Consider the following 24,439-nt stretch of genomic DNA (forward strand, 5'->3'; position numbering starts at 1 on the left):
TCAGCGTAATTTTTTACTGTGACGAAGCGGTGTCGTTCCGGTGACGGGTTCATTGCAATCAATTCGTTGGAATTAGCGACGGAGCGGTCATATCTGCGATATAGCTTGCGACACGGGCTTAACGGTTCCTATATAATCGACCGGATTCATATGGTGACTACTCTTTTTTCGAAAGATATTTTAAATGGATTTTAAACCTAAATATCTGATTAATCTGGTTCTTCCCTTATTTGTGCTGCTGATTGCCACACTGGTTTATATTGGTTATTCCGATTACAAAACCATCCGTGACAGTGCATATTCCCAGGCAAGGGCCAACATCAGCGTGGCTCAGGAATATCTGAACCAGCACTACACAGCGGCTAATAACCAGCTCTACTTACTGTCGGAAATTCTGCAGGATGAAGAAGATATTCCCACGTTTCTGACAGCGGCTCAGTATGTGGTTGATCATCAGAATAAGTTTCAGGAAGTCGGGCTGCTGATTGATTCGACGTATTACGGGACGAATCAGCTGAAGCTGGAAGAGATTGCTGACAAAGTCCGGCGACGTCCCTGGTATGACAAGTCACAGCAGTCTGGTGTGACGTTTTTATCCCCTTTTTACCGCAGTAACAGCACAAAGAAGTGGTGTGTTGCTCTGACCCGGACGCTTGAAATACCGGGGAAGGATGATGTCAGAATCGTCATTGAACTGGATGCCAGTGCAATGTCGCAAGACTTATCCGGCCTGAAAACCATGAAAGACGGGTATGTGTTTGCCGTTGAATCGGAAAGCGGTCATGTTGTGATTCACCCCGACCCGTCACGGCTGGGAACGGCATCAGTCAGCCTGACGCCAACCATACTGGATGAGATTCTGAAGGGTGAACAAGCCGGAGAAATCCCTTCCTATGCCTATCAGGACCAGTACAAATTCAGTGTGTATGAGACGAATCAGCGTTTTGGCTGGGTATTGCTTTCCGGGACCCGAAATCAGGAAATTACCGCAAATGCGCTCAAACTGGGAGTTGTCGGGGGAACATTACTGGCGCTGCTGTTTTTTATTCTGCTGGTGGGTTATCTGCACAGCCGGATTCATCAGCTGGGTGGCCGGTTGCTGGATGCTCTGGAGTTTGAGGATCTGCACCGTCAGCTGTCGAAACTGCTCAGCGATACGATTGGCTGCAGCCGAGTATATCTTTTCGTGATGAACGAAAAAGAAGGGATCCTGGAAGAGCCGCATCACCAATTGCGGGCAGAGGTGCCAACAGATTTGTTTTGCCGTTTGTCCGGATGCCAGCAGCTTGGTCGGGATTGCCAGCCGGAACAGGACGGTATTGTCAGTCAGATTGCTTCCAGCGCGCCTTGTATCCGGCTGCCTTTGGTCAATACCGCTCGTTCAGGCCACTTTCCCTCCAATCAGCTTGTTGGCATTTTGTATATCTGCAAACCCGGATTGGCATACCGGTTTTTTGTCAAAATGATCGTGAATTACACGCTGAATGCGCTGAATCAGCTGCTTCTGACCCAGCATATACGCAGTGAAGATCAAATGACCGGGCTGAAGAATAAAAACTATCTCAGAAAGCAGATGGAACAGCGGCTGGCGGAGACTCAAGATCATTATTATCTGGCGATGATTGATATTGATGACTTCAAATCGATCAATGATACCTACGGGCATCTGTTCGGCGATAAGGTGATTCTGATGATTGCGGCTTTGATGAAGCGAAGTTTCCGGGCCAATTCGGTCTTGTGCCGTTACGGCGGGGAAGAGTTTGCCGTACTGATGTCTGCCTCGGATTGTGAAGTGGCGCGGGAACGGCTGGAAGCCTTTCGTACCAGTGTAGAAGGCCAGAAAATCCGCGTGGCAGACAAGTCCTGCTCCATTACGGTCAGTATCGGTTTTGCTTTGCTTGAAGAAGGCATGGAGTCCACGATCTCTCAGGCAGACAAAGCACTGTACCGTGTGAAATCACAGGGGAAAAACCAAGTGTTTTATGCTGAACACCAGTCAACGGAGTCTTCATCAGGAATGTGCGGCAAGACCCATTCGTTAAATCGTGCTAAGTTGAAGCACAAACAGCCATTTTCTGAGATACGTCAATCGAAGACACTGACCAGGATTGACGACTGAGCAGGGGAAAAACATGCTTAAATTTGTTGTGATTGTGTTGCTCATCGTGGTTGCCGTATTTCTGGCGCGTTACCTGGATGAACAGAAACAGAAAACCTTATTTATTGGTATGTTGATCTGCGCCGTGATTGCGACCGCTGTGTTTATGGCTGTGGAACTGGCCAGATAAGTTCCGCTTCTTCTATCTCCGCAATATCCCTTCTTCCTTTTTCGTGCCACTGACTGTCAGTGGCCTCTGAGCTGCTCCGCTGATCGTGATTGTTCAGGGTGAATCTGCCGTCTGCCGGGAGATTCATTGTTGTGCGTCATTTCATAGATGATCCGGATGTCGGTAAGATGACAAAAATATAATTAGTTCTATAATTATTTGTTTTGTAATTATTTTTCCTGTTTAATTCTTTTTAAATCAGTATCTTGTGCTTTTTTTGTGTCATTGATTCAGACTTATGGGGTTGATATTCCAAGTTTGGACCCTATAATTGTTTCTGAATTCATTAGAGCACTAAACAATGTGGCGATCAATGATTACATCAGCACCATGGGCATTAGCCCAAGAAACATCGAGCAAGACTCAGGAAGAGTTTGTTTTTCGAAAACCGGAACGTTCAGATGGTTATCGAGTGCATTCACTGATCGAATCTTGTCCCCCGCTAGACACGAACTCTTCATACTGCAATTTCCTGCAGACCACTCATTTCAAAGACACATGTATTGTTGCTGAACTTGATGAGGAGTTAGCAGGTTTTATCTCGGCATACCGGGTTCCGGAAAAAGATCAGACCCTCTTTATCTGGCAGGTTGCCGTGAGTGAGATAGCACGTGGTCAAGGGCTCGCTTTTAAGATGATTCAACAACTGCTGGCGCGTGAAGAACTGAGCGATATCCGGAATATCGAAACGACGATCACCCGCCTCAATAAAGCCTCTTGGGCGTTGTTTAAGAAAGTGGATCAGGCGAACGGGAACCTGGGCGAAGTGTCGCTGTTCCTTGATGAAGAGAAACATTTCGACGGTAAACATGACTCGGAATATCTCTATCGCATTCCACTAAAACAATAACTCACGATAAAACAGGATAAGTCATGAATATCTTTAATGCGCAGGAATCAAATGTTCAATGTTATGCCAACAATTTCCCGGTGGTGTTTTCTTCCGCGAAGGGCTGCTGGCTGAACACCCGTGAGGGTGATCGCTACCTGGACTTCCTGGCAGGCGCCGGTGCGTTGAACTACGGCCATAATAACCCGGTGCTGAAAAAAGCACTGATGGATTACATCGATCAGGATGGCCTTACGCACGGTTTGGATATGCATTCAGAAGCCAAAGCGGCTTTCTTGGAAAACCTGAAAAATTTCATCCTGACCCCGCGTGGTCTGGATTACAAAGTACAGTTCACGGGCCCGACCGGCACAAATGCCGTTGAGGCAGCACTGAAACTGGCTCGTAAAGTCAAAGGCCGTCAGAACATTGTCGCCTTCACCAACGGCTTCCACGGTGTGTCTTACGGTGCACTGGCCGCAACAGGTAACCAGCACCACCGGGGTGGTGCGGGTATGGCTCTGAGTGGCGTCACGCGTCTGCCTTATGAAGGTTACGCAGATCTGGATGGTCTGGCGCTGTTTGAAACTATGCTGACCGACAACTCCAGCGGCCTGGATAAACCTGCTGCCGTCATTCTGGAAACCGTTCAGGGTGAGGGCGGTCTGAACGTTGCGTCAAACGCGTGGCTGCAACGGTTGAGCGGCATCTGTCAGCGTCACGATATTCTGCTGATTGTCGATGACATTCAGGCGGGTTGTGGCCGGACCGGTACTTTCTTCAGCTTTGAACCTGCGGGCATCAAACCCGACATGGTGACGCTGTCAAAATCCATCGGTGGTTATGGTTCTCCGATGGCTGTGGTTCTGCTGAAGCCAGAGCTGGATAAATGGTTGCCGGGTGAGCACAACGGTACTTTCCGCGGAAACAATCATGCATTCATTACCGCAGCGGCTGCGATTGAAGTCTACTGGCAGAATGACGATTTTGAGCAGCACATCCATGCCCGTGCAGAGCAGCTGAATGTGACCCTGCAAAAATTACTGAAACAGTATCCGGCAGTCTTTGAGAAGATCAAAGGCCGTGGTCTGATGCAGGGCATTGCCTGTCATCAAGGTGAGTTTGCCGGTGCCATCGGGAAGCTGTGTTTCGAAAACGGCATGATTATCGAAACGGCCGGTCCGGACGATGAAGTGCTGAAGTTCTTCTGTCCGCTGACCATCAGCGAGGCCGAACTGGAGAAAGGGCTGCATATTTTTGAACAAGCAGTGGTCGAATTTGCGAAGTCTGAACTGAAGAAAGCGTCTTAAGGAGAATAAGAATGATTGTACGCACCCTGGATGAGTGCCGTGACAGCGAACGTCGCGTTGTCGCAGAAAACGGGAACTGGGAAAGTGTTCGCATGTTGCTGCGCGATGACAACATGGGTTTCTCGTTCCATATCACGACGATTTATGCGAACACCGACACCCATATTCACTACAAGAACCACCTGGAATCTGTTTACTGTGTCTCCGGTGAAGGCGAAATTCAGACAACCGCCGACGGCAAAACCTATGAAATCAAACCCGGCACCCTGTACGTTCTCGACAAGCACGATGAACATCAGCTGCGTGCGAACAAAGGGGTGGATATGGTGATGGCCTGTGTATTCAATCCGCCGCTGACGGGGATGGAAGTACACGATGCAGACGGTGTCTATCCCGCTGCCGAGTAACAGAAACCGGGGCAGCCTGATTTCCGTAAGTACATGACCCTCCTTGCGTCATCAACCCGAGGGTCAAACGAAAGGTGGTGTAAGCCGCCTTTCAATCCCATCAAGTCAGAGGTGTGCTTCTCTGCTGATGAAAAGAAAAAGGAGTTCCCATGACTCATACCGTTGAAAAAATCGGCGGTACTTCCATGTCTGCGTTTGATGCGGTGATGGATAATATCCTGCTCTATCCGGACAACCCTTATCAGCGTATTTTTGTGGTTTCAGCTTACGGCGGTATCACAGACGCTTTGCTGGAATGCAAGCGTACCGGTGAGCCCGGTATCTTCCGCTATATTGCCGAACGTAATGATATCTGGCGTGAAAAACTGAAAGCGCTGGAGCAGCGGATGCTGCTGATTAATGACACCATGTTCCCTGACTTGTTTTGCCGAAACCGGGCTGACAACTTCGTGCAAGAGCGGATTGCGAACGCGATCTCCTGTATTGAGAATATTCTGGAAACCTGTCAGTACGGTCAGTTTTCACTGGCAAGTTATCTGCCGCAGATCCGTGAGTTTTTGTCTTCGATTGGTGAAGCGCATTCTGCATTCAATACAACGCTGATGCTGAACAACCTCGGGATTAATTCGCGCTTTGTCGATTTGTCCGGCTGGGGGGCAGAGAACAATGTTCAGGGCGATCTGGATGCCGTCATTCTGGATGCCATTAAAGATATTGATCTGAGCCAAGAACTGCCGATTGTCACCGGTTATGTTCACTGTGAAGAAGGCCTGATGAAAACCTACGATCGGGGGTACAGTGAGATGACCTTCAGTCGTCTGGCGGTATTGAGCCAGGCCAGCAGGGCGGTGATTCACAAAGAGTATCATTTAAGCAGTGCTGACCCGCGTATCGTCGGTCCGGAGCATGTGCGCCCGATTGGCAAGAGTAACTATGATGTGGCGGATCAACTGGCGAATCTGGGGATGGAAGCAATTCACCCGAATGCTGCATCCGGTCTGCGTCGCGCCGGAATTGAGCTTGCGGTAAAAAATACGTTCGAGCCTGAACATCCGGGAACGGTCATTTCTCAGGACTATCATCCGGAGACAGACAGGGCTGAAATCATTGCCGGTCGAGACAAGGTGTTTGCGCTGCATGTGTTTGATCAGGCGATGGTGGGGCAGGTCGAGGATGTCAGCTATGAACTGATGGAAATCATCCGTGAAGAGAATGTTCAGCTGATCAGTAAAGAGATGAACGCGAACTCTGTGACTTACTATCTGGATGGCAGTACCTCGAGTCAGAACAAGGTGTTGTCAAAAGCCGAGAAGCGCTATCCGAAAGCCAAAATCACCGGAAAAATGGTCGCGCTGATTTCCGTGATTGGCTCTGCGATTGATACCAATAAAACCATGAGTCAGGGGGTGCTGGCACTGCTGGACCAGGCGATCAGTCCAAAAGCGGCACATGCGTCCCTGCGGAACGTGGATGTCCAGTTCGTGGTGAAAGACAGCGATTATCATGGCGCGATTTGTGCCTTGCATCAGAGCTTTATGAGTGAAGGTGTCTCAAGGGTTTCGGCTGAAAAAGTGGTTGCTTAAACCGATCTCGGCTGAAGTTTCCCTTCTTCAGATAAGTGAAAGGCAAGCGCGATGCGCTTGCTTTTTTGATCATGGTTGCAGCTCAGTAGATCCGGGTGGCCGTCAGGCGCGTGCTCCGCGTTTGGCTGCCGGCTTGCCCCGCGATTGTGGCTTTGCGTTCGGTGCCGGACGCTGGCCGTTGCCCTGCGGCTTGCCTTGACTGCTCGGGTTGCGTCCTTTTCCGTGAGCATTCGTCCCCTGAGCTTTTGTGCCCTGGGCTTTTGGCTTGCCTGAGCCTTGACGGTTCGCGGTGCCGTCTTTCCGGATATCCGGCTGATTCGGGTGCTTGGTCGCAAAGCGTTTGGCACCATGACGGCTGGAACCTCGGCGTTTCGCCGGGGTGAGCGCGGCTTCACTGCCTTCTGCCGGGATCAGGCAGTCCGGGCGGTCACCGATCAGATGTTTCTTACCCATGCTGACCAGGGCTTCACGCAGCAGCGGCCAGTTGGCCGGATCGTGATAACGCAGCAGTGCCTTGTGCAGACGGCGCTGACGATCGCCTTTTGCGACAAAGAGATCGTCGCGCTGCTTGTATTTCACACGTTTGAGCGGGTTGGTCTCCGAATGGTACATCGCCGTGGCGTTACACATCGGAGACGGATAGAAGTTCTGGACCTGATCGCACTGGTAATCATGTTTCTTGAGCCACAGCGCCAGATTCAGCATGTCTTCATCCGTGGAACCCGGATGCGCTGAAATAAAGTACGGGATCAGATACTGCTTCTTGCCCGCTTCGGCACTGTATTTTTCAAACAGTTCTTTGAAGCGATCGTAAGTACCCATTCCCGGTTTCATCATCAGATCCAGGGTACCTTTCTCGGTATGTTCCGGGGCAATTTTCAGATAACCGCCAACGTGGTGCGTCACCAGCTCTTTGATGTATTCCGGAGACTCGATTGCCAGATCGTAGCGGACCCCGGAAGCGATCATTACTTTATTGATGCCTTCAACCTCACGCGCTTTGCGGTACAGGTCGATGGTGTGCTTGTGGTCGGTATCCAGCTTCTCGCAGATTTTTGGGAAGATGCACGATGGACGGCGACAGTTTTTCTCCGCACGCGGATCAGAACAGCCCAGACGATACATGTTTGCCGTCGGGCCACCCAGATCGGAAATCGTGCCGGTAAAGCCTGGGACTTTATCGCGGATGTCTTCCAGTTCCTGAAGAATCGATTCTTGCGAGCGGTTCTGAATAATCCGGCCTTCGTGTTCTGTGATTGAACAGAATGAACAACCGCCGAAACAGCCCCGCATGATGTTCACACTGGTTTTGATCATGTCGTACGCCGGGATCTTGGCTTTCCCGTATGCAGGGTGAGGCACCCGCGCGTAAGGCAGGCCAAAGACAAAATCCATCTCTTCTGTGGTCAGCGGAATTGGCGGCTTATTCACCCACAGCTCACGGTCGCCGTGCAGCTGAATCAGCGCACGGGCAGAGTAAGGGTTCGCTTCCAGGTGCATCACACGGCTGGCGTGGGCGTACAGAATTCGGTCGTTGCGCAGCTTTTCGTAAGACGGCAAACGCACAGCGCTGGTGAAGGCATCGTGACGCGACGGCTGAATCTGAACTGTCTGAGCTTTGACGGGTTCTTCTTCAGCTTTACTTTTGTTGGTCTCGCAGACTTCTTCGGTCGCGTACGGATTTGGCATTACCATCGCTTTGCCCGGTTTGTCGATCCGGGTGGAGTCGATGATTTTGTAATGCGCCGGGGCTTCTTTCAGGATGACCGCAGTGCCTGCGATGTCAGTCATGGTGGCGACGTCTTCACCTGCGGCAATGCGGTGTGACACTTCGACTAATGCACGCTCGGCGTTTCCGAACAGCAGAATGTCTGCTTTGGCATCGAACAGCACTGAACGACGCACTTTATCCGACCAGTAGTCGTAATGGGCTAAACGGCGCAGACTGGCCTCAATGCCACCCAGTACAATCGGGGTATCTTTATAAGCTTCACGGCAGCGCTGCGAATACACCAGCACGGCGCGGTCTGGTCGTTTTCCGCCTTCATTATTCGGCGTATAGGCATCGTCATGGCGCAGTTTACGATCCGCCGTATATCGGTTGATCATGGAATCCATGTTGCCCGCGGTGATCCCGAAGTACAGATTCGGTTTCCCCAGCGCCATGAAGGCATCTTTATTGTCCCATTTGGGCTGGGCAATAATGCCTACCCGGAACCCCTGTGCTTCCAGCACACGGCCGATCACTGCCATTCCAAAACTTGGGTGATCGACATAGGCATCACCGGTCACAATAATAATGTCGCAGCTATCCCAGCCCAGCGCGTCCATCTCCTCACGGGTGGTCGGCAGGAATGGCGCTGTGCCGTAGCATTCAGCCCAGTATTTTGGATAGCGGTTAATTGGCGTGACGTCAGTGTGCATATATTGGCCTCAGGTTCAGGAGGCGGGGATTATAACGACTCCCCACCGCACTTGCCAGCCTTGCAAATGAGGCAGCAGAATAGTTTGTCGGGTCGAAAAACCGCACACCAAAGCATAGCAAAATGAAAGTCGATTGCCTGACTGACGGGCAGATTCCCGGAAATTGCCGATCGAATCGATTTCAGTCTGGGGTTTGCCTGATTTATGTTGGCGAGGAAAAAGCTTTCCAGAGACTAAAGGCCGCGTTTGCGGCCTTTAGATTCGTTGCAGTGGCAAGAAACTCACTGCGGTTTCAGGGGGAACTGAAAGGATCTATCCGAAAGATTTGCCCAAACCTTCCAATAATGCAACTTTTTCACGCATTTGCGCCGAAGCTTCTTCCATCCGCGCCATCATGGTCAGATTGTTGGAAGAGGAAATAGAGATCTGGTGAACGTTGTTACTGATTTCCTGGGCTACAGTACCTTGTTCTTCAGCGGCTGTGGCGATTTGCGTTGAGATTTCGGCAATTTCGTCCACCATGCTCACGACCTCCATAATGCTGGCGGCGGTGTCATTGGTGTGCGCGACGCACTGTTGTGTTTTATCAATGCTCTCGGTTGAGGTCGACTGCCATTGGTTCAGCGTGGCATTGATGTTCACAATGCTGGCCTGAATATTTTCGGTCGCGCCGTGAGTCCGTTGCGACAAGGCGCGCACTTCATCTGCCACAACCGCAAAGCCACGACCCTGCTCCCCGGCGCGGGCAGCCTCTATTGCAGCATTCAGCGCCAGCAGGTTGGTTTGCTCAGCAATGCCCTGGATTTCCATCATCATGGTCTCAATCTGTTCTGAGACCTTGACCAGGGATTGTGCGGTTTCGGCGGCTTTCTCCGAATCCCGTGCCAGATCGTTAATATTGTCCTGAGTTAATTGAAGAACTTTGGTGGTCTCAGCACATTTTTGCTGAGCGATCAGAACTTTGTCAGTCGTGAGCTGGGTATTCTGGGCGATCTCTGTGGCAACGGATGACATCTGGTTGATCGATGTGGCTATATGCTGGGTATCTTTATCCTGATTGGAGATGGAGTCCCGGGTATGAATGGTCACGTCGGTCAGTTCATCGGTGACATTCCTGATGGTGGTGGCGGCATCGTCGACGCGCCCCAATACAGTTTTCAGCCGGGCATCATTGAGTTTCAGGTGAAAATCAGCCACAGATGTCGGACCGTTACCGCTGTAGACGATGCGGGTCAGGGCATCATAGTCTTCGGATAGCTGCTTAAAAAATCGGGGTACTGCGAAAAATTCACCCCGGCAAAGGATCGCAATGAAGATAAATGGGATGACAGCGGAAAAGTAATCATAGTCAGGAATGAAAGTGTGGGTCAGACCGACAGTCAGGGCGGTAAAAAAGGCAGTGATACCGAGTTTTGCCCAACTGGATAGCCGGATCCCATAAGGATTTTTCTTGAGATTGAGTTGCTGGTAAATCTCTGTCGCGGTGTGGATCATTTCAGGGGTTGGTTTACGGCGCACAGACTGATAACCGCAAACCTGGTTATTTTCATAAAGCGGGGTGACATAGGCATCAACCCAGTAGTAGCTGCCGTCTTTACAGCGGTTTTTCACAATGCCGCGCCAGGGTTTTTCCGCTTTGAGGTGACTCCATAAATCGCCGAAAGCTGCTCTGGGCATATCCGGGTGCCGGATAATATTGTGGTGCTGGCCAACCAACTCGTCACTGCTGAAGCCGCTGATCGCGACAAATTCTTCATTGGCGTAGGTAATTACACCTTGCAGATCCGTTGTTGTGACTAACTGAGCATTAGGGTCAAGCACGACCTCACGATCAGTAATCTGGCGATTTTTACGCATGAATCATCCCTCTTCGAAACGCATGTAGCATGTGTATTGGGTAAGACGTCTTTGGTTAGACGTTCTGGGGCAGTGAGCTGCTTTTTTTTTGTGACACGTCTGACTCAACTCTAGATGACAGGTGTTGAGTGACATACTGCAATTGACGGGGATTTGAATCGCTTCAAAAAATAGACATTTAGCGTGTCAAAAAGTAAGCAAAGCTAAATTGAGCGATTATTATCGATAGTTACAGGCAGTATTCCATTCTGAAGCGCAACACTTTTCAAAAGCGTCAGCGTGTCCAAGCTGTAAAGCTAATGCGTCAATTTTGACTGATTGTTTAGGAAGGAAGTATAAAACCTTGAAGTTTGTGGGTGATTGTTCATTTCTTGTACCATCCGCAAGAGCAGGGATAGTAAAAAGCCCTGCGAAGCAGGGCTTTGAAGAACAGCTGAGCGCTGGAAGGAAAACGGCTCAGAAGTTGGCAGAACGTGGTGTACGCGGGAATGGGATCACGTCACGAACGTTCGCCATACCCGTCACGTAAGACACCAGACGCTCGAAGCCCAGACCGAAGCCCGCGTGTGGGACTGTGCCGTAACGGCGTAGATCGCGGTACCAGTTCATGTCTTCCGGATCGATGTTCATTGCACGCATGCGCTCATCCAGAACATCCAGACGTTCTTCACGCTGTGCACCACCGATGATTTCACCAATGCCCGGTGCCAGAACATCCATCGCTGCCACAGTGCGGCCGTCTTCGTTCAGGCGCATGTAGAAGGCTTTGATGTCTTTTGGATAGTTTTTCACAATCACCGGTGCATTGAAGTGTTCTTCCGCCAGATAGCGCTCGTGCTCAGAAGACAGGTCGATACCCCACTCAACGTCAAATTCGAACTCACGGCCGGACGCTTTCAGGATATCGATGGCATCAGTGTAATCTACCTGTGCAAAGTCAGAATCAACAAATTGCTCCAGACGGGTGATGGCTTCTTTGTTGATGCGTTGTGCGAAGAATTCCAGATCGTCGCGACGCTCTGCCAGTACGGCTTTGAAGACATACTTCAGCATGTCTTCCGCCAGTTTGGCGACGTCATTCAGATCTGCAAATGCAACTTCCGGTTCAACCATCCAGAACTCGGCCAGGTGACGGCTGGTGTTGGAGTTTTCAGCACGGAACGTCGGACCGAAGGTGTAAACCTTGCTCAGCGCACAGGCATAAGCTTCGGCGTTCAGCTGGCCAGAGACGGTCAGGAAGGTTTCTTTACCGAAGAAATCTTCGTTGAAATCAACTTTGCCTTGCTCGGTGCGAGGCAGGTTTTCCAGATCCAGCGTAGATACGCGGAACATCTCGCCGGCACCTTCTGCGTCAGCAGCAGTGATCAGGGGCGCTGAAGTCCAGAAGAAACCCTGCTCGTGGTAGAAACGGTGAATCGCCTGAGACAGGCAGTTACGCACACGGGCAACCGCACCAATCACGTTGGTACGCGGACGCAGGTGTGCCACTTCACGTAAGTATTCGATGGAATGGCGTGTTTTTGCCATTGGGTAGGTATCCGGGTCATCAACCCAGCCCACCACTTTCACAGCCGTTGCTGCCAGTTCGAAATCCTGGCCCTGTGCCGGAGATTCAACCACCTTACCGGTGACTTCAACTGAACAACCCGTCGTCAGTTTCAGAACTTCTTCCTGGTAATTATTCAGTTCATTCGGGACCACGGCCTGAATCGGGTCGAAACAAGAGCCGTCATAGATGGCAAGGAAAGAGATTCCGGCTTTGGAATCCCGACGTGAACGAATCCAACCGCGAACAGTGATTTCACTGTCAACCGCGATTTTACCGCTCAGTACGTCTGAAACAGGCGCGTAAGTCATGATGTAATTATTCTCCGTTGAGGCACGACTGAGTGCTGTGCTTTATTTACAGTCCAAAACAGCAATATTACCTGTCTCGTCTCAGGCATCAAGCCTTGATGCATGTGATGATGGGAAATAATCACATTGTGCCGGTTTTTGTGTTGATTTAGTAATCACTGAGTGCCCCAAAATAAGTCCGGCAGCCATTGCATGACTGCCGGAGCCGGGGGTTATGGTGTCGCCGGAGGTGGTGTGAGATTACATGTTTGTCCGTCGCGGAGCACGGTGCCCGGGAAGGGGGTGCCGGGTTGCGGCGGATCTGTTGGTTCCTGCACTGTGACAGCAGGGGCATCCCCGGCAGGGATGAGGGTGACGACATCGCTCCACATTTCCCCCTGATCAGCGCTCAGGGCCGGGCTGGCACTTTCCCAGCGCGTGAAGTGATTGAACCCTTTGATGGTCAGAGTCCGACCGTCGGTGTCAGAGACTTTCAGCCATTCCCGAAAATCACCGGTCGGGAATTTTTTCGCGCCGTTGCTGAATGTGGCATCAATATCAGCCTGTGCCATGGCATTTTCGTAATACAGGGTGCCATCGGCTTCCAGTTTCCACCGAACCGGAATGCTGAAACCACAGCCGTCACTGTCTCTGTAGCTGCCCGTATTGAATCCGGCCTGACTGTCCGCCTGGTTGTTCAGAATCAGATGACGGGACGTGTCGTTGTTGAAGACCAGTGCTTTTCCGGCCAGCATATTTTGCGTGAAGCGGGGTGTCCGGCTTTCCCAACTGACGACACAGCTGGCCGACTGGCTCTCGTACTCTGTTTTGGTTTTTGCGGATGACGGCATTTGGGTACTGGTGTTCCAGCCGGAGTCACTGGCCGTACAGGCCGCCAGGGTGTTTGGCACATACTGCTTGGTCATCAGATGGCTGATTTCTGTTTCATTTGCGCCGCCCATGTCTTTCTGGCTGAAGGTTTTCACGGCCAGGATCGGACGAGTCTCATTCTTTTTATGTGTCATTGCCCAGAGCTGGTAGTCGCTGAAGCTGTCCGTGCTGTCTTCAGTCAGGCGCAGGAAGCCATTTTCATTGAGCTGCCACTGCCGGTTGGCCGTGCCGGGCTGAAGTACTGTATTGAGGTAATATTCCCAGGTGTTGTCACTTTTAAGGATGACTGCTTCCAGTTCACCCAGGCTGTCTGCTTCGGTTGAGATTTGCACCAGATGCTGATTGACCATGGCGTTGACACCATCTGTGGTGAAGCGGTCATCCCCGCCACATTCCGTGACCGCATTGAGGAACTGGTCTTCGGTTGCCGGTGCAGTATCGCCGAATGTACAGTCGCCGAAAGGCGGTAAGTTCGCGCGTGAGGTGACCGCGTAGATCTGCTCTTTGGCGGCATGGTTGAAACCGGCAAAATGGAAATCATCATCTTTCAGAATGGCCTCTCCCTGATGGACTGCACCATTGTCGACCACCAGGAATAAGTATGGTGTGTCGAACGGATAGCGGTTTGCCAGCTGCTGAATGACATCTGGGACGGCAAACTGGAACATTTGTTTTTCCAGAACGGTGACAGGCGACCATATCCCGGTTTCAACCACCATCCAGCCATCGCCGCCGACATTGACCCAGTAATTGACGCGATGGGTATTGTTAAAGACAAATTCGAGCACCACATTGTCGGTCAGATGGTAACCATTCACCTGCTCAAAACTGCCGGCATCTTCAACGGCAACCATGTCTTCCAGCGTGGTGTAAGGCACAGTCGGGTTCCCTTTGGGTGCGACGGTACAATGGTCTCCGCTGACATTGGTTTTGCAGAGCAGCATCCGGGTGGTATCCGGACTCCAGGTGAAGTAATACCCCATCGCACCGTCTGAAAAGGCTGCGGTACCCGGCACATAGCGGGTCATGAAGTGATTTTCTTTTGTGGTCAGAAAATCATGCATGTTTTGCCCGGACAGGGGATAAGAATTGACCCGGATCGTCACGTTGCGGTCATCGCTTTCTTCAAGACCGGCATCGGTGACAATTGCGGTGTTGCTGGAAGAAATCAGTACTTTGAAATATTCGTAAAGGTCTTTCCAGCCGGAGCCAGTCAGAATCTGACCCTGGATGGCGTCTTCTTTTTGATCGAACTGGACCAGCGGTTGTTCACTGAAATATGTAAAGGCTTCCGTCAGGCTGACATCGCTGTCACCATTTTTTTGCCACTGCCAGTCGACCTGACGCGTTTCATTGGTTGCTGTGTCCGGGCTGTTGAAGTCCATCATATCGGCTTCAAGTTTGCTGCCATCGAGGGAACTCTGGCTGTGCAGACGCCAGAAACCGGCATTGAAAATCGTCTGGATGGTGTCTTTCTGTGCGGTCATTTCTGTGTACTTACGGGTCATGACCCCTTCCAGAATGTCATTGACCACAGTCAGCGACATCAGCGTGCTCAGGTTGACACCGTTCAGACCGAGTTTGGGGATCAGTGTGACACTCAGCTCATCGGCCAGCTCATTGATAAAATCACCCGCATTCCGGACGTCGAGGTTCCCCGGATTGCTGACCGTTTGGCTGAATATTCCCCAGTTACCGTCTTTCACCACCCGTTTCACCAGTGCCTGATAGGCGAGGGTCGTTTTCAGAGACAGCGCGATTTCAGTATCGATCAGCGGGGTCAGGAACAAATCTGTTGGCAGGCGATCACCGATGGCAAACTGAGGCGGGCCATCCAGATCAAGCACCAGAACGCCCTGCAGCAGGAGCGGGCTCTGGACAGTGATGGTGTAATTGCTGTCATCCTGCTGGAAATCCGTAATCTCAGTCTGTCCCATGACTTTGCCCTGGCTGTTCAGGATCAGCACTGCGAAGTTGTCCTGTAACAATGTGGGCGTCGCCGCATAGGCCTTGCTGATCAGATCCCAGTGGTTCCCTTGCTGAGCGGTATTCAGGCCGGCGGGAAGATCAACCGTGACGGTGAAACTGGTTTTGACGGGTGGTAATTCGGCAGGCTTGATGCCAGCCTCGCCGCTGCCACCACCACACGCAGAAAGCAGGCCAGCCAATAGCAGGCTCAGGCCAATCATCAGATAGGCGCGCATAATCCTTCCCCTGAACGATAAATGCTGTATTTTTTGACCAAACATGGTGTGCGTTTGGTTTCGTGTTTGGGGTGAGTATAGGTAAGGCGGAAGTGGGTGGTTGTTAAACCAGACAGGCTGTCTCAGCCCTTGAGACAGCGTCTGAGAATTGAGACAGCGATTCGGGGGAACCGGGTGATGCCTGAAAAATCAGGCAATCGACAGATATTTGTGTGTCTGAATCGACAGGCGCCAGTTTCGTGCAATACAGGTCTGAATGCACAACTCAGTGGCTCGGGGTTTCTGGCTGATCGGTTGCAGCGCAATCGTGACATCTTCTTTCAGACTGACGCCTGCCAGTAGCGCATCAAGCTGGTCTATATCTTTTTGGGTACCGACCGGATGTTTGATTTCATTGGCACGTTCGAGTGCTGACACAAGGACCGGCAGTTTCCCTTTCATATTGATCTTCGGTGAAACTGTGACCCAGGTTGCCTCAGTGGCGAGAACATCATAGGTGCCGCTGGTTTCAATCTGACAGCGGAATCCATGGTCTTCCAGGGCTTCAGTTAACGGGCGCAGGTCGTACAGGCAAGGTTCTCCGCCGGTGATCACCACATGCCGGGCGGTGTAGCCCTGATCTTTGAGGACCTGCACAATGCCGCCGGCATCCAGTGCGGTCCAGGTCGGCGCGTCTTCTTTTTTAGCGATCATGGTCTGCACGTTCACTTCGTCCTGAGGCTCGGCACTCCAGGTCTGCTTGGTATCACACCAGGCACAGCCAACCGGGCAGACCTGTAAACGGACAAAAATGGCCGGCACACCAGTGAAAACACCTTCTCCCTGAATGGTTTCAAAGATTTCATTGATTTTGTACACGACGACCTCAAAACATCTGACTAATTAACGTGAAAACGGGCAGTTTCAGGTACCCTGAACGCTGAAGGGCGCGTATTATGTCAGAACCTGAACGGATTGTCTCCATTCCCATTGTATTTGAAGCAGCACAGTGACAACGGCAGAGATGGGCTGAAAAGGTATACGTTTGTCGTGACTGGGCTCACGCCCTTGGCATAAGTCGCTTCACAATTAGTTCGCACTGTAAAAAAATTCCATACTCTTCATACCTATATATTGTCAGAGGAAGTCCGCGCATGTATGTCGCTCAGCCCGGTCACATCGATCACATCAAAAGAAATAATGCCGGCAGCGTCTACAAACTCATCGATCAGTACGGCCCGATTTCCCGGATTGAACTGTCGAAGAAAAGTCAGTTGGCGCCCGCCAGTATCACCAAAATTACCCGTGAGCTGTTTGATGGCCACCTGATCAAAGAAGCTGAAATTCTGGAATCCGGCAGCCGGGGGCGCCCGGCAATCGGTCTGGTCCCGGATAATGATGGCTGGCAGTTCCTCGGCATCCGGTTGGGGCGCGGTTATCTGACGATAGCGCTGCACGAGCAGGGCGGCGATATCCTGTTCGAAGAGAGACAAGACATCGCGGAGCTGAAACAGGATGATGTCCTGAATAAGCTGCTGTCTGAGATTGATTCATTCTTTGCCCGGCATGCCAAGTTACTGGATCGGATCACCGCCATTGCTGTTTCTCTGCCGGGGCTGGTGAATTCGGAAAAAGGACTGGTGTTGCAGATGCCTCATTACGAGGTAAAAGACCTGCCGCTGGGACCTGCCATTCATGAGGCCACGGGACTGCCGGTCTTCATTGGTAACGACACCCGTTCCTGGGCATTGGCGGAGCAGTTATTTGGCAATGCGAATGATGTGGCAAACTCGATTCTGATTTCAGTACATCACGGCGTCGGGGCAGGCATTATCCTTGATAATCAGGTGCTTCAGGGCCGGATCGGTAATATTGGTGAGCTTGGTCATATCCAGATTAAACCGGATGGATTGCCTTGCCATTGCGGGAATAAAGGATGTCTGGAAACCGTCGCCAGTTTGCAGGCGGTGAGAGATCAGGTTAAAACCGGGTTAACGCTGGGTGAAGCTTCTGTGCTCTATGGGCAGGCGCTGACCATCGAAAATATCTGTGAGGCGGCAGTGCAGGGGGATCCGCTGGCGTTCCGGGTCATCACCGAACTGGGTTTCAACCTTGGCCGGGCAATTGCCATTATGGTGAACCTGTTTAATCCGGAGAAGATCCTGATTGGCGGAGAGTTCAATCAGGCGAAAAGTGTTCTGTATCCGGCGATTATGGAATGTGTGAAGAGTCAGTCCCTGCCGGTTTATAACCAGGATCTGCGGATTGAAGAAACCAGTTTTTACACCCAGGCCACCATGCCGGCTGCGGCTCTGGTGAAGCAGGCGATGTATGACGGGCATCTGTTACTGAAACTGATCGAGGAAGGATAAACTTTTCCTGACGCGAATCATGCAGCGCAGCCACTGCCTATTTCGATAGCGATGGCTGCGTTTTTTATTGGGTTCAGCCAGACTTAGAGAAGGAACATGGCTTGGAGGTCAAAGACATGAAACGGATTCGGGTTTTTTATGACGGCTCCTGCCCAAGCTGTGTGCGGGATCGGGCATGGTATGAATCCTGGCTGAGCCGTCATCCGGAACTGGTGGAGTGGTATGACATCACCGGCCGGGATGAAGCGCTGAAAGCGCTGGGCATATCTCCGGAAAAAGCGTTACGGGAATTGCATGTACAGGATCAGCAGGGGATTGTTCACCGGGAATTGGATGCCTACATGCTGTTACTGAATCAGGTATGGTGGCTCCGGCCGGTTGCATTTCTGATGGGACTGCCGGGGATCAGGCATCTGTTATCGGTTATCTATCGTCGTATGGTCGATCAGCGACTGGCCCGTGAGGGCCGTGGCTGAAATCGTCAGAGATCTTCGTGTCTGAGTTCTTCGTCGATGACATTATGCAGGAATGACAAAGCCGCACGGTGATCATTCCGGCTCATAAACCATTGCTTTTGGTTGGTTTCCAGGGGCAGAATTTCCAGCCAGCGCTGGCAGACCCAGGCCATGTTGGCGAAATCCGGATCCGGGTAGTTCTCCGCATAGTCCGGATATTCCTCAAACAGGGCTTCCAGGCTGTTGGCGATGTGGCGATCAATAAAACGTGCGCTGCTGGGGGCCCAGTTTTTGATCAAGCTGACTTCGCCAAATCTCAGGCCGTCTTTTTCCTGCCAGTGATTGTTAATCACGAATTTCTCTACCCCTTTTATGGTGATGCCGAGCAACCCGTCAGGTAATTGTTCGAAATCGGTGATTTCGACCCGCGTTCCGAAATGGCAAAGTGAATCACCATCTTTCATGCACAGGCCGAAACCATTTCCTGAGGACATCGCAAGCGTCACTAACCGGGTGTAGCGAGGTTCGAAAATCCGCAGCTTACTGACACCTCCCGGTAATACATAAAGCCGGAGCGGGAAAAGGGGTAACTGCATAATACTTAGCCTTTATGACGTCAACTTTGATAGGGCTGTCTGTCTTTCTGGACGGGATGTCTTCAGAATTACGGGTTTCAGCCCTGATTTGGCTCTTTTTATGAGTATATCTGTTCAAAGGTGATGCCTTGTCTGTTTTTCGATATTACTGCAGCGATTGCAAAATAGCGAAAACCAGTTTCTCAAGCTGCTGATTATCAATTACAAAAGGCGGCATGATGTAGATAAGTCTGCCAAACGGGCGAATCCAGACACCATTGTCTACAAAACTTTTCTGAATCCGGACCATATCCACCGGCTCATATAATTCAACGACACCGATGGCACCCAGCCAGCGGACGGCTTTGACTTTCTCAGACTGGCCGACCCGGGGCAGTAATTGCGACAGCTGTTGTTCAATCCCGCTGACCTGATGCTGCCAGTCACCCGTTTCCAGCAATGACAGGCTGGCGTTGGCAACGGCGCAGGCCAGCGGATTGCCCATGAAGGTCGGGCCATGCATAAAGCAACCGGCTTTACCGCTGCACACCGTATCTGCAACCTGCTTGGTGGTCAGTGTTGCCGCCAGTGTCATGTAACCGCCGGTCAGAGCCTTCCCGACACACATAATGTCCGGGCTGATCCCGGCATGTTCGCAAGCAAAGAGCTTTCCGGTACGGCCAAAGCCAGTCGCGATTTCGTCGACAATCAGTAAGACACCGAAGTCATCACACAACGCGCGGACACGGCGCAGATAAGTCGGGTGATAAATACGCATCCCTCCGGCGCCCTGAACGACAGGTTCCAGAATGATTGCGGCAATATCCTGATGATGTGCTTCGAGTTTAGCGGCTAAGTCGGAGATATCGTTTTCGTTCCATGCCTCATGGAAACCCGTTTCGGGTGATTCGGCAAAAATGTGCTCCGGCAGGAAACCTTTATAAAGGCTGTGCATTGAATTATCCGGATCGGTCACCGACATCGCCGCGAAGGTATCTCCGTGATAGCCGTGTTTCAGGGTGAGGAATTTTGCCCGGCGCTCACCTTTGGCGTGCCAGTACTGCAGGGCCATTTTCAGGGCGACTTCCACAGAAACAGAACCGGAATCGGCCAGAAAGACCTGCTGCAACGGCGCCGGTGACAGTTCGACCAGTTTCCGGCACAGCTCAACCGCAGGCTGATGCGTGATGCCGCCGAACATGACATGCGACATCTTGTCGAGCTGATCTTTAGCGGCCTGATTCAGGACCGGGTGATTGTAACCGTGAATTGCTGCCCACCAGGAAGACATGCCGTCAATGAGCTGGCGGCCGTCTTCCAGATACAAATGGACGCCTTCCGCGTGGCTGACCGGATAGCAGGGCAAAGGGGTCAGGGTGGAGGTGTAGGGATGCCAGACATGCTGGCGATCGAACTCAAGATCCGTCTCCGAAGCTGAAAACTGGTTGGATGTGTTTTGTTTTGTGTTGATATTTTGCACAGATGTAAACCTTGTGTTTTCTTTATGGTTGACAGTGTACTTGCTCAAAGTAGACTTGCAAACATTGAAACCCGTTGAATCCGTGCGGTTATCACTGCAATTCTCCGGGCCATAAGAACAACGAAAGAGGTTTACACGTGGAAGTGAGACACGATTGGAGCATTGCGGAAGTTCAGGCGCTGTTTGAAAAGCCATTCATGGATCTGGTGTTTGAAGCACAGCAGGTTCACCGTCAGTACCATGAACCCAACAAAGTGCAGGTCAGTACCCTGCTGTCGATTAAAACCGGTGCCTGCCCTGAAGACTGCAAGTACTGTCCGCAAAGTGCGCACTATCGTACTGATGTCGATCGTGAACGCCTGATGGAAGTTGAGCAGGTACTGGATGCTGCGCAGAAAGCGAAAAGCTCCGGCGCCACGCGTTTTTGTATGGGAGCGGCCTGGAAAAACCCGAAAGAGCGCGATATGCCTTATCTGCTGGATATGGTGCGTGGCGTGAAGGCCATGGGGCTGGAAACCTGCATGACGCTGGGCATGATCACCGGCGACCAGGCCAACACACTGGCTGAAGCCGGGCTCGACTACTACAACCACAACCTGGATACCTCGGCGGAGTATTACGGCAACATCATCACCACCCGTACTTATCAGGACCGTCTCGACACGCTGTCTCATGTCCGTGATGCGGGCATGAAGATTTGTTCCGGCGGTATTATCGGGATGGGCGAAAGTGCCCGTGACCGCGCCGGTCTGCTGGCTGAACTGGCCAATCTGCCGGTTCACCCGGAAAGTGTGCCAATCAACATGCTGGTGAAAGTGAAAGGCACACCGCTGGAGAATGTGGACGATGTGGATCCGCTCGATTTTGTCCGCATTATTGCTGTCGCGCGGATCATGATGCCAAAGTCTGCCGTGCGTCTTTCGGCTGGCCGTGAAGGCATGAGCGAAGAAACTCAGGCCCTTTGCTTTATGGCGGGAGCCAACTCTGTTTTCTACGGTTGTAAGCTGCTGACCACGCCGAACCCGGAAGAAGACAAAGACATGCAGCTGTTCAGAAAACTGGGGATTAACCGCCAGGAAAAAGCAGCGAAGCCGGATGAAGTACAGGCACAGGAACTGTTAGGTCAGGTCGCTCAGCGCGTTGCTTCGCGTCCGGCTGCCGGTGATCTCTTCTACGATGCCTCTTAAGTCCCGTATCACTCAGGCCCTGAACCTGCGACAGGCGCAGGGCTTGTATCGCCAGCGGAAGACCCTGACAAGACAGTCGTCCTCAGTCCGGTGGACGGACCGCACGCAACCCAGCGTGAACTTTTCCAGTAATGATTACCTCGGTCTGGCACAAGATCCTGCATTGATCGCAGCCTGGCAACAGGGGCTGTCGAAGTATGGTGCCGGGAGTGGCGCTTCTCCGCTGGTGACCGGACATCATGCACCGCATCAGGCGCTGGAAACCCGGCTGGCAGAATGGCTGGGTTTTGAAAGGGCACTGCTGTTCAGCACAGGTTTCAGTGCCAATCAGGCTGTGCTGTTTGCATTGCTCGAGAAAGGGGATTTCCTGATTCAGGATAAGCTGAATCATGCTTCTTTGATGGAAGCCGGCATGCTGTCTCCGGCGAACATGCGCCGATTTGCCCACAATGATGTGATTGCCCTGCATAAAATGCTGGCTGCAAACACGAATGAAGCATCTGCCCGGCTGGTGGTGACTGAAGGTGTGTTCAGTATGGATGGTGATCAGGCACCGCTGGCCGAGATTTCAGCGCTGTGCCAAGCCAGCCAGAGCTGGTTCATGGTCGATGATGCGCACGGGTGCGGCATTCTCGGTGATGAAGGACGCGGCAGCTGTCAGCAAGCCGGTATTCAGCCGGACATCTTGATCGTGACCTTTGGGAAAGCCTTCGGGATGCAGGGGGCAGCCGTGCTTTGCAGGCAGGAGGTTGCAGAATACCTGATTCAGTTTGCCCGTCACTATATTTACTCGACAGCGATGCCACCTGCGCAGGCGCATGCACTGTGTACGGCTTGCGATCTGGTACAGGCTGGCGACTGGCGCCGGGAAAAATTGCTGGCTCTGGGCGCCATTCTGGAAGAAACCCTGCTGCCGGAAGTCGGGCTGGTCTCGACTGCAACGCCAATTAAACCGGTCCTGATGGGCAGTAGTGAGCGGGCGCTCACTTTATCCGCTTCACTGGCAGAAAAAGGTTTTTGGGTGTCGGCGATACGCCCGCCAACAGTGCCGGTCAATCAGGCCCGGCTGAGAATTACACTGACAGCCAGCCATGATGAAGATCAGGTCAGAGAATTCGCGACACAATTGAATGCGTCTTTTGAAGAGGTACAGGATGCAGCAAATCCGTCAGAATAGCCGGGTTGAACCTTTGAATCCGGTGAACCCGTCTGCGGAAAAACAGGCGATTGCAGCCAGTTTCGGTAAGGCGGCCAGACAATATGATCAGTCTGCGGCATTTCAGCGACTGGTCGGTCATCGGTTGCTGGAACAACTGCCGGTCTTTGCTCACGCCAGTCACTGGCTGGATGTCGGATGCGGAACCGGTTATTTCACCCGGCAGTTACAGGCATTGCAGTACCAGACGACGGCGGTTGATCTGTCTTCTCAAATGCTGGAACAGGCTCAGGCACGTTGCCAGGGGCAGGGGGAGTTCCGGCATGCCGATGCGGAAGCATTACCCTTTGCGGACAATACGTTTGACGCAGCTTTCTCCAGTCTGGCGTTACAGTGGTGCCGTGATCTCACTGTGCCTTTGCAAGAACTGAAGCGTGTGGTGAAACCCGGTGGCGTGATTGGTTTCACAACCCTGGCGGAAGGTTCTCTGTCAGAGCTGCAGCATTCCTGGCAGGCAGTTGATCAGGGGCTGCATGTCAATCAGTACGAAAGTGAATCTGTGCTGATTCAGGCGGTTGAACGGGCCGGATTTACGGATTTTCAGCTGGCTGTGGCGCCTGTGGTGATGCATTACGACAGCGCAATGGCACTGATGAAAGATTTGAAAGGCATCGGAGCGACGCATCTATCACAGCATCGCCGTCAAGGCTTGTTCGGGCGCACGACGCTGAATTTAATTGAGCAGGCATATGCCAAATTTCGTGACCATACAGGTCAATTACCAGCCACATATCAGGTTTGTTTTGGAGTCTTGAACAATGACTAGTGCTTTCTTTGTGACAGGAACAGATACCGACGCCGGAAAAACGGTGGTGACGCGAACATTGATCGCTGCCGGGGTGAAGTCTGGTTACCGGACGGCTGGTTTTAAGCCTGTTGCATCAGGCAGTACATTAACCGTGTACGGCATGAGAAACAGTGATGCGCTGTACTTACAGGCTGCTTCCAAACCGGAATTAGCGTATGAAGAGGTGAATCCTTTTACCTTTGAACCGCCGATCGCACCACACATTGCAGCGAAACAGGCTGGTGTGGCGATTTCTCCGGACAATTTATCTGACGGTTTGCGCCGTCTGAAAGAGAAATCGGATCTGGTGTTTGTCGAAGGCGCGGGCGGCTGGCGGGTTCCGTTGTCTGAGACCACAAAATTCTCGGATTGGGTGAAGCAGGAAAATCTGCCGGTGATTCTGGTGGTCGGCGTCAAGCTGGGATGTCTGAATCATGCGATGCTGACAGCGGAAGCCATTGAACGAGATGGATTGACGCTGGCGGGCTGGGTCGCGAATCTGGTTGATCCGGAGACCAGCTGTTATGACGAGAATCTGAAGTATCTGGAAGCAATGATGCCAGCCCCCAAGCTGGGTGAGATCCCGCATCTGCACGATATTGCAAAAAGAGATTTAACCGAATATCTGAATCTGGACCTATTGGGTTTCCCTGCATCTGCAACGTTGTGAAATAAAGCCGCCCGTCAGGCGGCTTTATTATTCAGGCACAATATATGCCC

Annotated in this window: 19 protein-coding genes; 12 read left to right on the plus strand and 7 right to left on the minus strand. The window is 51.9% G+C overall.

Annotation, left to right across the window (positions count from 1 at the left end):
• Positions 1-184 precede the first annotated feature (184 nt).
• The 6 genes from ACYP03_RS02300 to ACYP03_RS02325 all read left to right on the plus strand — a co-directional run bounded on the left by ACYP03_RS02300 (position 185) and on the right by ACYP03_RS02325 (position 6,456).
• Positions 185-2,119, plus strand: a complete 1,935-nt coding sequence (locus tag ACYP03_RS02300) for a diguanylate cyclase (RefSeq protein WP_459778325.1) — start codon at positions 185-187, stop codon at positions 2,117-2,119.
• 13 nt (positions 2,120-2,132) lie between these two features.
• Positions 2,133-2,288: a hypothetical protein gene (locus ACYP03_RS02305; RefSeq protein WP_248139597.1), complete on the plus strand. Its 156-nt coding sequence runs from the start codon at positions 2,133-2,135 to the stop codon at positions 2,286-2,288.
• Between the two features lie 352 nt (positions 2,289-2,640).
• Positions 2,641-3,177 (plus strand): diaminobutyrate acetyltransferase, encoded by a 537-nt coding sequence (gene ectA, locus ACYP03_RS02310; RefSeq protein WP_248139598.1) that lies wholly within the window; start codon positions 2,641-2,643, stop codon positions 3,175-3,177.
• Positions 3,178-3,200: 23 nt separating this feature from the next.
• Positions 3,201-4,466, plus strand: a complete 1,266-nt coding sequence (gene ectB / locus ACYP03_RS02315) for a diaminobutyrate--2-oxoglutarate transaminase (RefSeq protein ID WP_459778326.1) — start codon at positions 3,201-3,203, stop codon at positions 4,464-4,466.
• A gap of 11 nt (positions 4,467-4,477) precedes the next feature.
• On the plus strand, positions 4,478-4,873 hold the full coding sequence (locus ACYP03_RS02320; protein WP_248139602.1) for an ectoine synthase: 396 nt from the start codon (positions 4,478-4,480) through the stop codon (positions 4,871-4,873).
• Positions 4,874-5,022: 149 nt separating this feature from the next.
• Positions 5,023-6,456: an aspartate kinase gene (locus ACYP03_RS02325; RefSeq protein WP_459778327.1), complete on the plus strand. Its 1,434-nt coding sequence runs from the start codon at positions 5,023-5,025 to the stop codon at positions 6,454-6,456.
• A 102-nt stretch (positions 6,457-6,558) separates the two neighbouring features.
• Here the strand turns inward: ACYP03_RS02325 and ACYP03_RS02330 are convergent, their stop codons facing one another.
• The 5 genes from ACYP03_RS02330 to queE form a co-directional block, all read right to left on the minus strand.
• Complete coding sequence (locus ACYP03_RS02330) at positions 6,559-8,880, minus strand: YgiQ family radical SAM protein (protein ID WP_459778328.1); 2,322 nt, start codon at positions 8,878-8,880, stop codon at positions 6,559-6,561.
• 312 nt (positions 8,881-9,192) lie between these two features.
• Positions 9,193-10,737, minus strand: a complete 1,545-nt coding sequence (locus ACYP03_RS02335; RefSeq protein ID WP_248139608.1) for a methyl-accepting chemotaxis protein — start codon at positions 10,735-10,737, stop codon at positions 9,193-9,195.
• 456 nt (positions 10,738-11,193) lie between these two features.
• A complete protein-coding gene (gene asnS, locus ACYP03_RS02340) occupies positions 11,194-12,594 on the minus strand; it encodes an asparagine--tRNA ligase (RefSeq protein ID WP_330959747.1) in 1,401 nt (466 codons plus the stop codon).
• A gap of 212 nt (positions 12,595-12,806) precedes the next feature.
• A complete protein-coding gene (locus ACYP03_RS02345) occupies positions 12,807-15,668 on the minus strand; it encodes a hypothetical protein (protein WP_459778329.1) in 2,862 nt (953 codons plus the stop codon).
• Positions 15,669-15,857: 189 nt separating this feature from the next.
• Entirely contained in the window at positions 15,858-16,526 is a 669-nt protein-coding gene (queE, locus tag ACYP03_RS02350) for a 7-carboxy-7-deazaguanine synthase QueE (RefSeq protein WP_248139613.1), read from the minus strand.
• Positions 16,527-16,801: 275 nt separating this feature from the next.
• Between queE and mlc the strand changes: the two genes are divergently transcribed.
• Positions 16,802-18,019, plus strand: coding sequence for a sugar metabolism global transcriptional regulator Mlc (mlc, locus tag ACYP03_RS02355; RefSeq protein WP_248139614.1), 1,218 nt, complete (start codon positions 16,802-16,804; stop codon positions 18,017-18,019).
• Between the two features lie 101 nt (positions 18,020-18,120).
• The gene (locus ACYP03_RS02360) at positions 18,121-18,495 is read left to right on the plus strand and encodes a thiol-disulfide oxidoreductase DCC family protein (RefSeq protein ID WP_459778330.1); all 375 of its coding nucleotides are present in this window, start codon (positions 18,121-18,123) and stop codon (positions 18,493-18,495) included.
• 5 nt (positions 18,496-18,500) lie between these two features.
• Here the strand turns inward: ACYP03_RS02360 and ACYP03_RS02365 are convergent, their stop codons facing one another.
• Both ACYP03_RS02365 and bioA read right to left on the minus strand, forming a co-directional pair.
• Positions 18,501-19,070 carry an LON peptidase substrate-binding domain-containing protein gene (locus ACYP03_RS02365; RefSeq protein ID WP_248139617.1) on the minus strand — a complete coding sequence of 190 codons (570 nt, stop codon included), beginning with the start codon at positions 19,068-19,070 and terminating at the stop codon, positions 18,501-18,503.
• 145 nt (positions 19,071-19,215) lie between these two features.
• The gene (bioA, locus tag ACYP03_RS02370; RefSeq protein WP_459778415.1) at positions 19,216-20,520 is read right to left on the minus strand and encodes an adenosylmethionine--8-amino-7-oxononanoate transaminase; all 1,305 of its coding nucleotides are present in this window, start codon (positions 20,518-20,520) and stop codon (positions 19,216-19,218) included.
• Between the two features lie 146 nt (positions 20,521-20,666).
• Here bioA and bioB point away from each other — a divergent pair, with 146 nt between their 5' ends.
• The 4 genes from bioB to bioD are packed head-to-tail and all read left to right on the plus strand — an operon-like array spanning position 20,667 to position 24,389.
• The gene (gene bioB, locus ACYP03_RS02375; protein WP_248139620.1) at positions 20,667-21,716 is read left to right on the plus strand and encodes a biotin synthase BioB; all 1,050 of its coding nucleotides are present in this window, start codon (positions 20,667-20,669) and stop codon (positions 21,714-21,716) included.
• The gene (gene bioF, locus ACYP03_RS02380) at positions 21,706-22,893 is read left to right on the plus strand and encodes an 8-amino-7-oxononanoate synthase (RefSeq protein ID WP_459778331.1); all 1,188 of its coding nucleotides are present in this window, start codon (positions 21,706-21,708) and stop codon (positions 22,891-22,893) included. The genes bioB and bioF overlap by 11 nt, the downstream gene beginning before the upstream one ends.
• On the plus strand, positions 22,871-23,698 hold the full coding sequence (gene bioC, locus ACYP03_RS02385; protein ID WP_459778332.1) for a malonyl-ACP O-methyltransferase BioC: 828 nt from the start codon (positions 22,871-22,873) through the stop codon (positions 23,696-23,698). The genes bioF and bioC overlap by 23 nt, the downstream gene beginning before the upstream one ends.
• Positions 23,691-24,389 (plus strand): dethiobiotin synthase, encoded by a 699-nt coding sequence (bioD, locus tag ACYP03_RS02390; protein WP_459778333.1) that lies wholly within the window; start codon positions 23,691-23,693, stop codon positions 24,387-24,389. Before bioC ends, bioD begins: the two co-directional genes overlap by 8 nt.
• The last annotated feature ends 50 nt before the right edge of the window (positions 24,390-24,439 follow it).

This window comes from Photobacterium sp. R1 (genome assembly GCF_054600795.1).

What these genes read in the sequence shown, in the direction of transcription:
- bioF (WP_459778331.1), top strand. Translation starts at nt 21,706, where the DNA reads ATGCCTCTTAAGTCCCGTATCACTCAGGCCCTGAACCTGCGACAGGCG.
- ectA (WP_248139598.1), top strand. Translation starts at nt 2,641, where the DNA reads ATGATTACATCAGCACCATGGGCATTAGCCCAAGAAACATCGAGCAAG.
- asnS (WP_330959747.1), bottom strand. Translation starts at nt 12,594, where the DNA reads ATGACTTACGCGCCTGTTTCAGACGTACTGAGCGGTAAAATCGCGGTT.
- ACYP03_RS02305 (WP_248139597.1), top strand. Translation starts at nt 2,133, where the DNA reads ATGCTTAAATTTGTTGTGATTGTGTTGCTCATCGTGGTTGCCGTATTT.
- ACYP03_RS02325 (WP_459778327.1), top strand. Translation starts at nt 5,023, where the DNA reads ATGACTCATACCGTTGAAAAAATCGGCGGTACTTCCATGTCTGCGTTT.
- ACYP03_RS02300 (WP_459778325.1), top strand. Translation starts at nt 185, where the DNA reads ATGGATTTTAAACCTAAATATCTGATTAATCTGGTTCTTCCCTTATTT.
- ACYP03_RS02335 (WP_248139608.1), bottom strand. Translation starts at nt 10,737, where the DNA reads ATGCGTAAAAATCGCCAGATTACTGATCGTGAGGTCGTGCTTGACCCT.
- bioD (WP_459778333.1), top strand. Translation starts at nt 23,691, where the DNA reads ATGACTAGTGCTTTCTTTGTGACAGGAACAGATACCGACGCCGGAAAA.
- ACYP03_RS02320 (WP_248139602.1), top strand. Translation starts at nt 4,478, where the DNA reads ATGATTGTACGCACCCTGGATGAGTGCCGTGACAGCGAACGTCGCGTT.
- ACYP03_RS02330 (WP_459778328.1), bottom strand. Translation starts at nt 8,880, where the DNA reads ATGCACACTGACGTCACGCCAATTAACCGCTATCCAAAATACTGGGCT.
- ACYP03_RS02345 (WP_459778329.1), bottom strand. Translation starts at nt 15,668, where the DNA reads ATGCGCGCCTATCTGATGATTGGCCTGAGCCTGCTATTGGCTGGCCTG.
- ectB (WP_459778326.1), top strand. Translation starts at nt 3,201, where the DNA reads ATGAATATCTTTAATGCGCAGGAATCAAATGTTCAATGTTATGCCAAC.
- mlc (WP_248139614.1), top strand. Translation starts at nt 16,802, where the DNA reads ATGTATGTCGCTCAGCCCGGTCACATCGATCACATCAAAAGAAATAAT.
- ACYP03_RS02365 (WP_248139617.1), bottom strand. Translation starts at nt 19,070, where the DNA reads ATGCAGTTACCCCTTTTCCCGCTCCGGCTTTATGTATTACCGGGAGGT.
- bioC (WP_459778332.1), top strand. Translation starts at nt 22,871, where the DNA reads ATGCAGCAAATCCGTCAGAATAGCCGGGTTGAACCTTTGAATCCGGTG.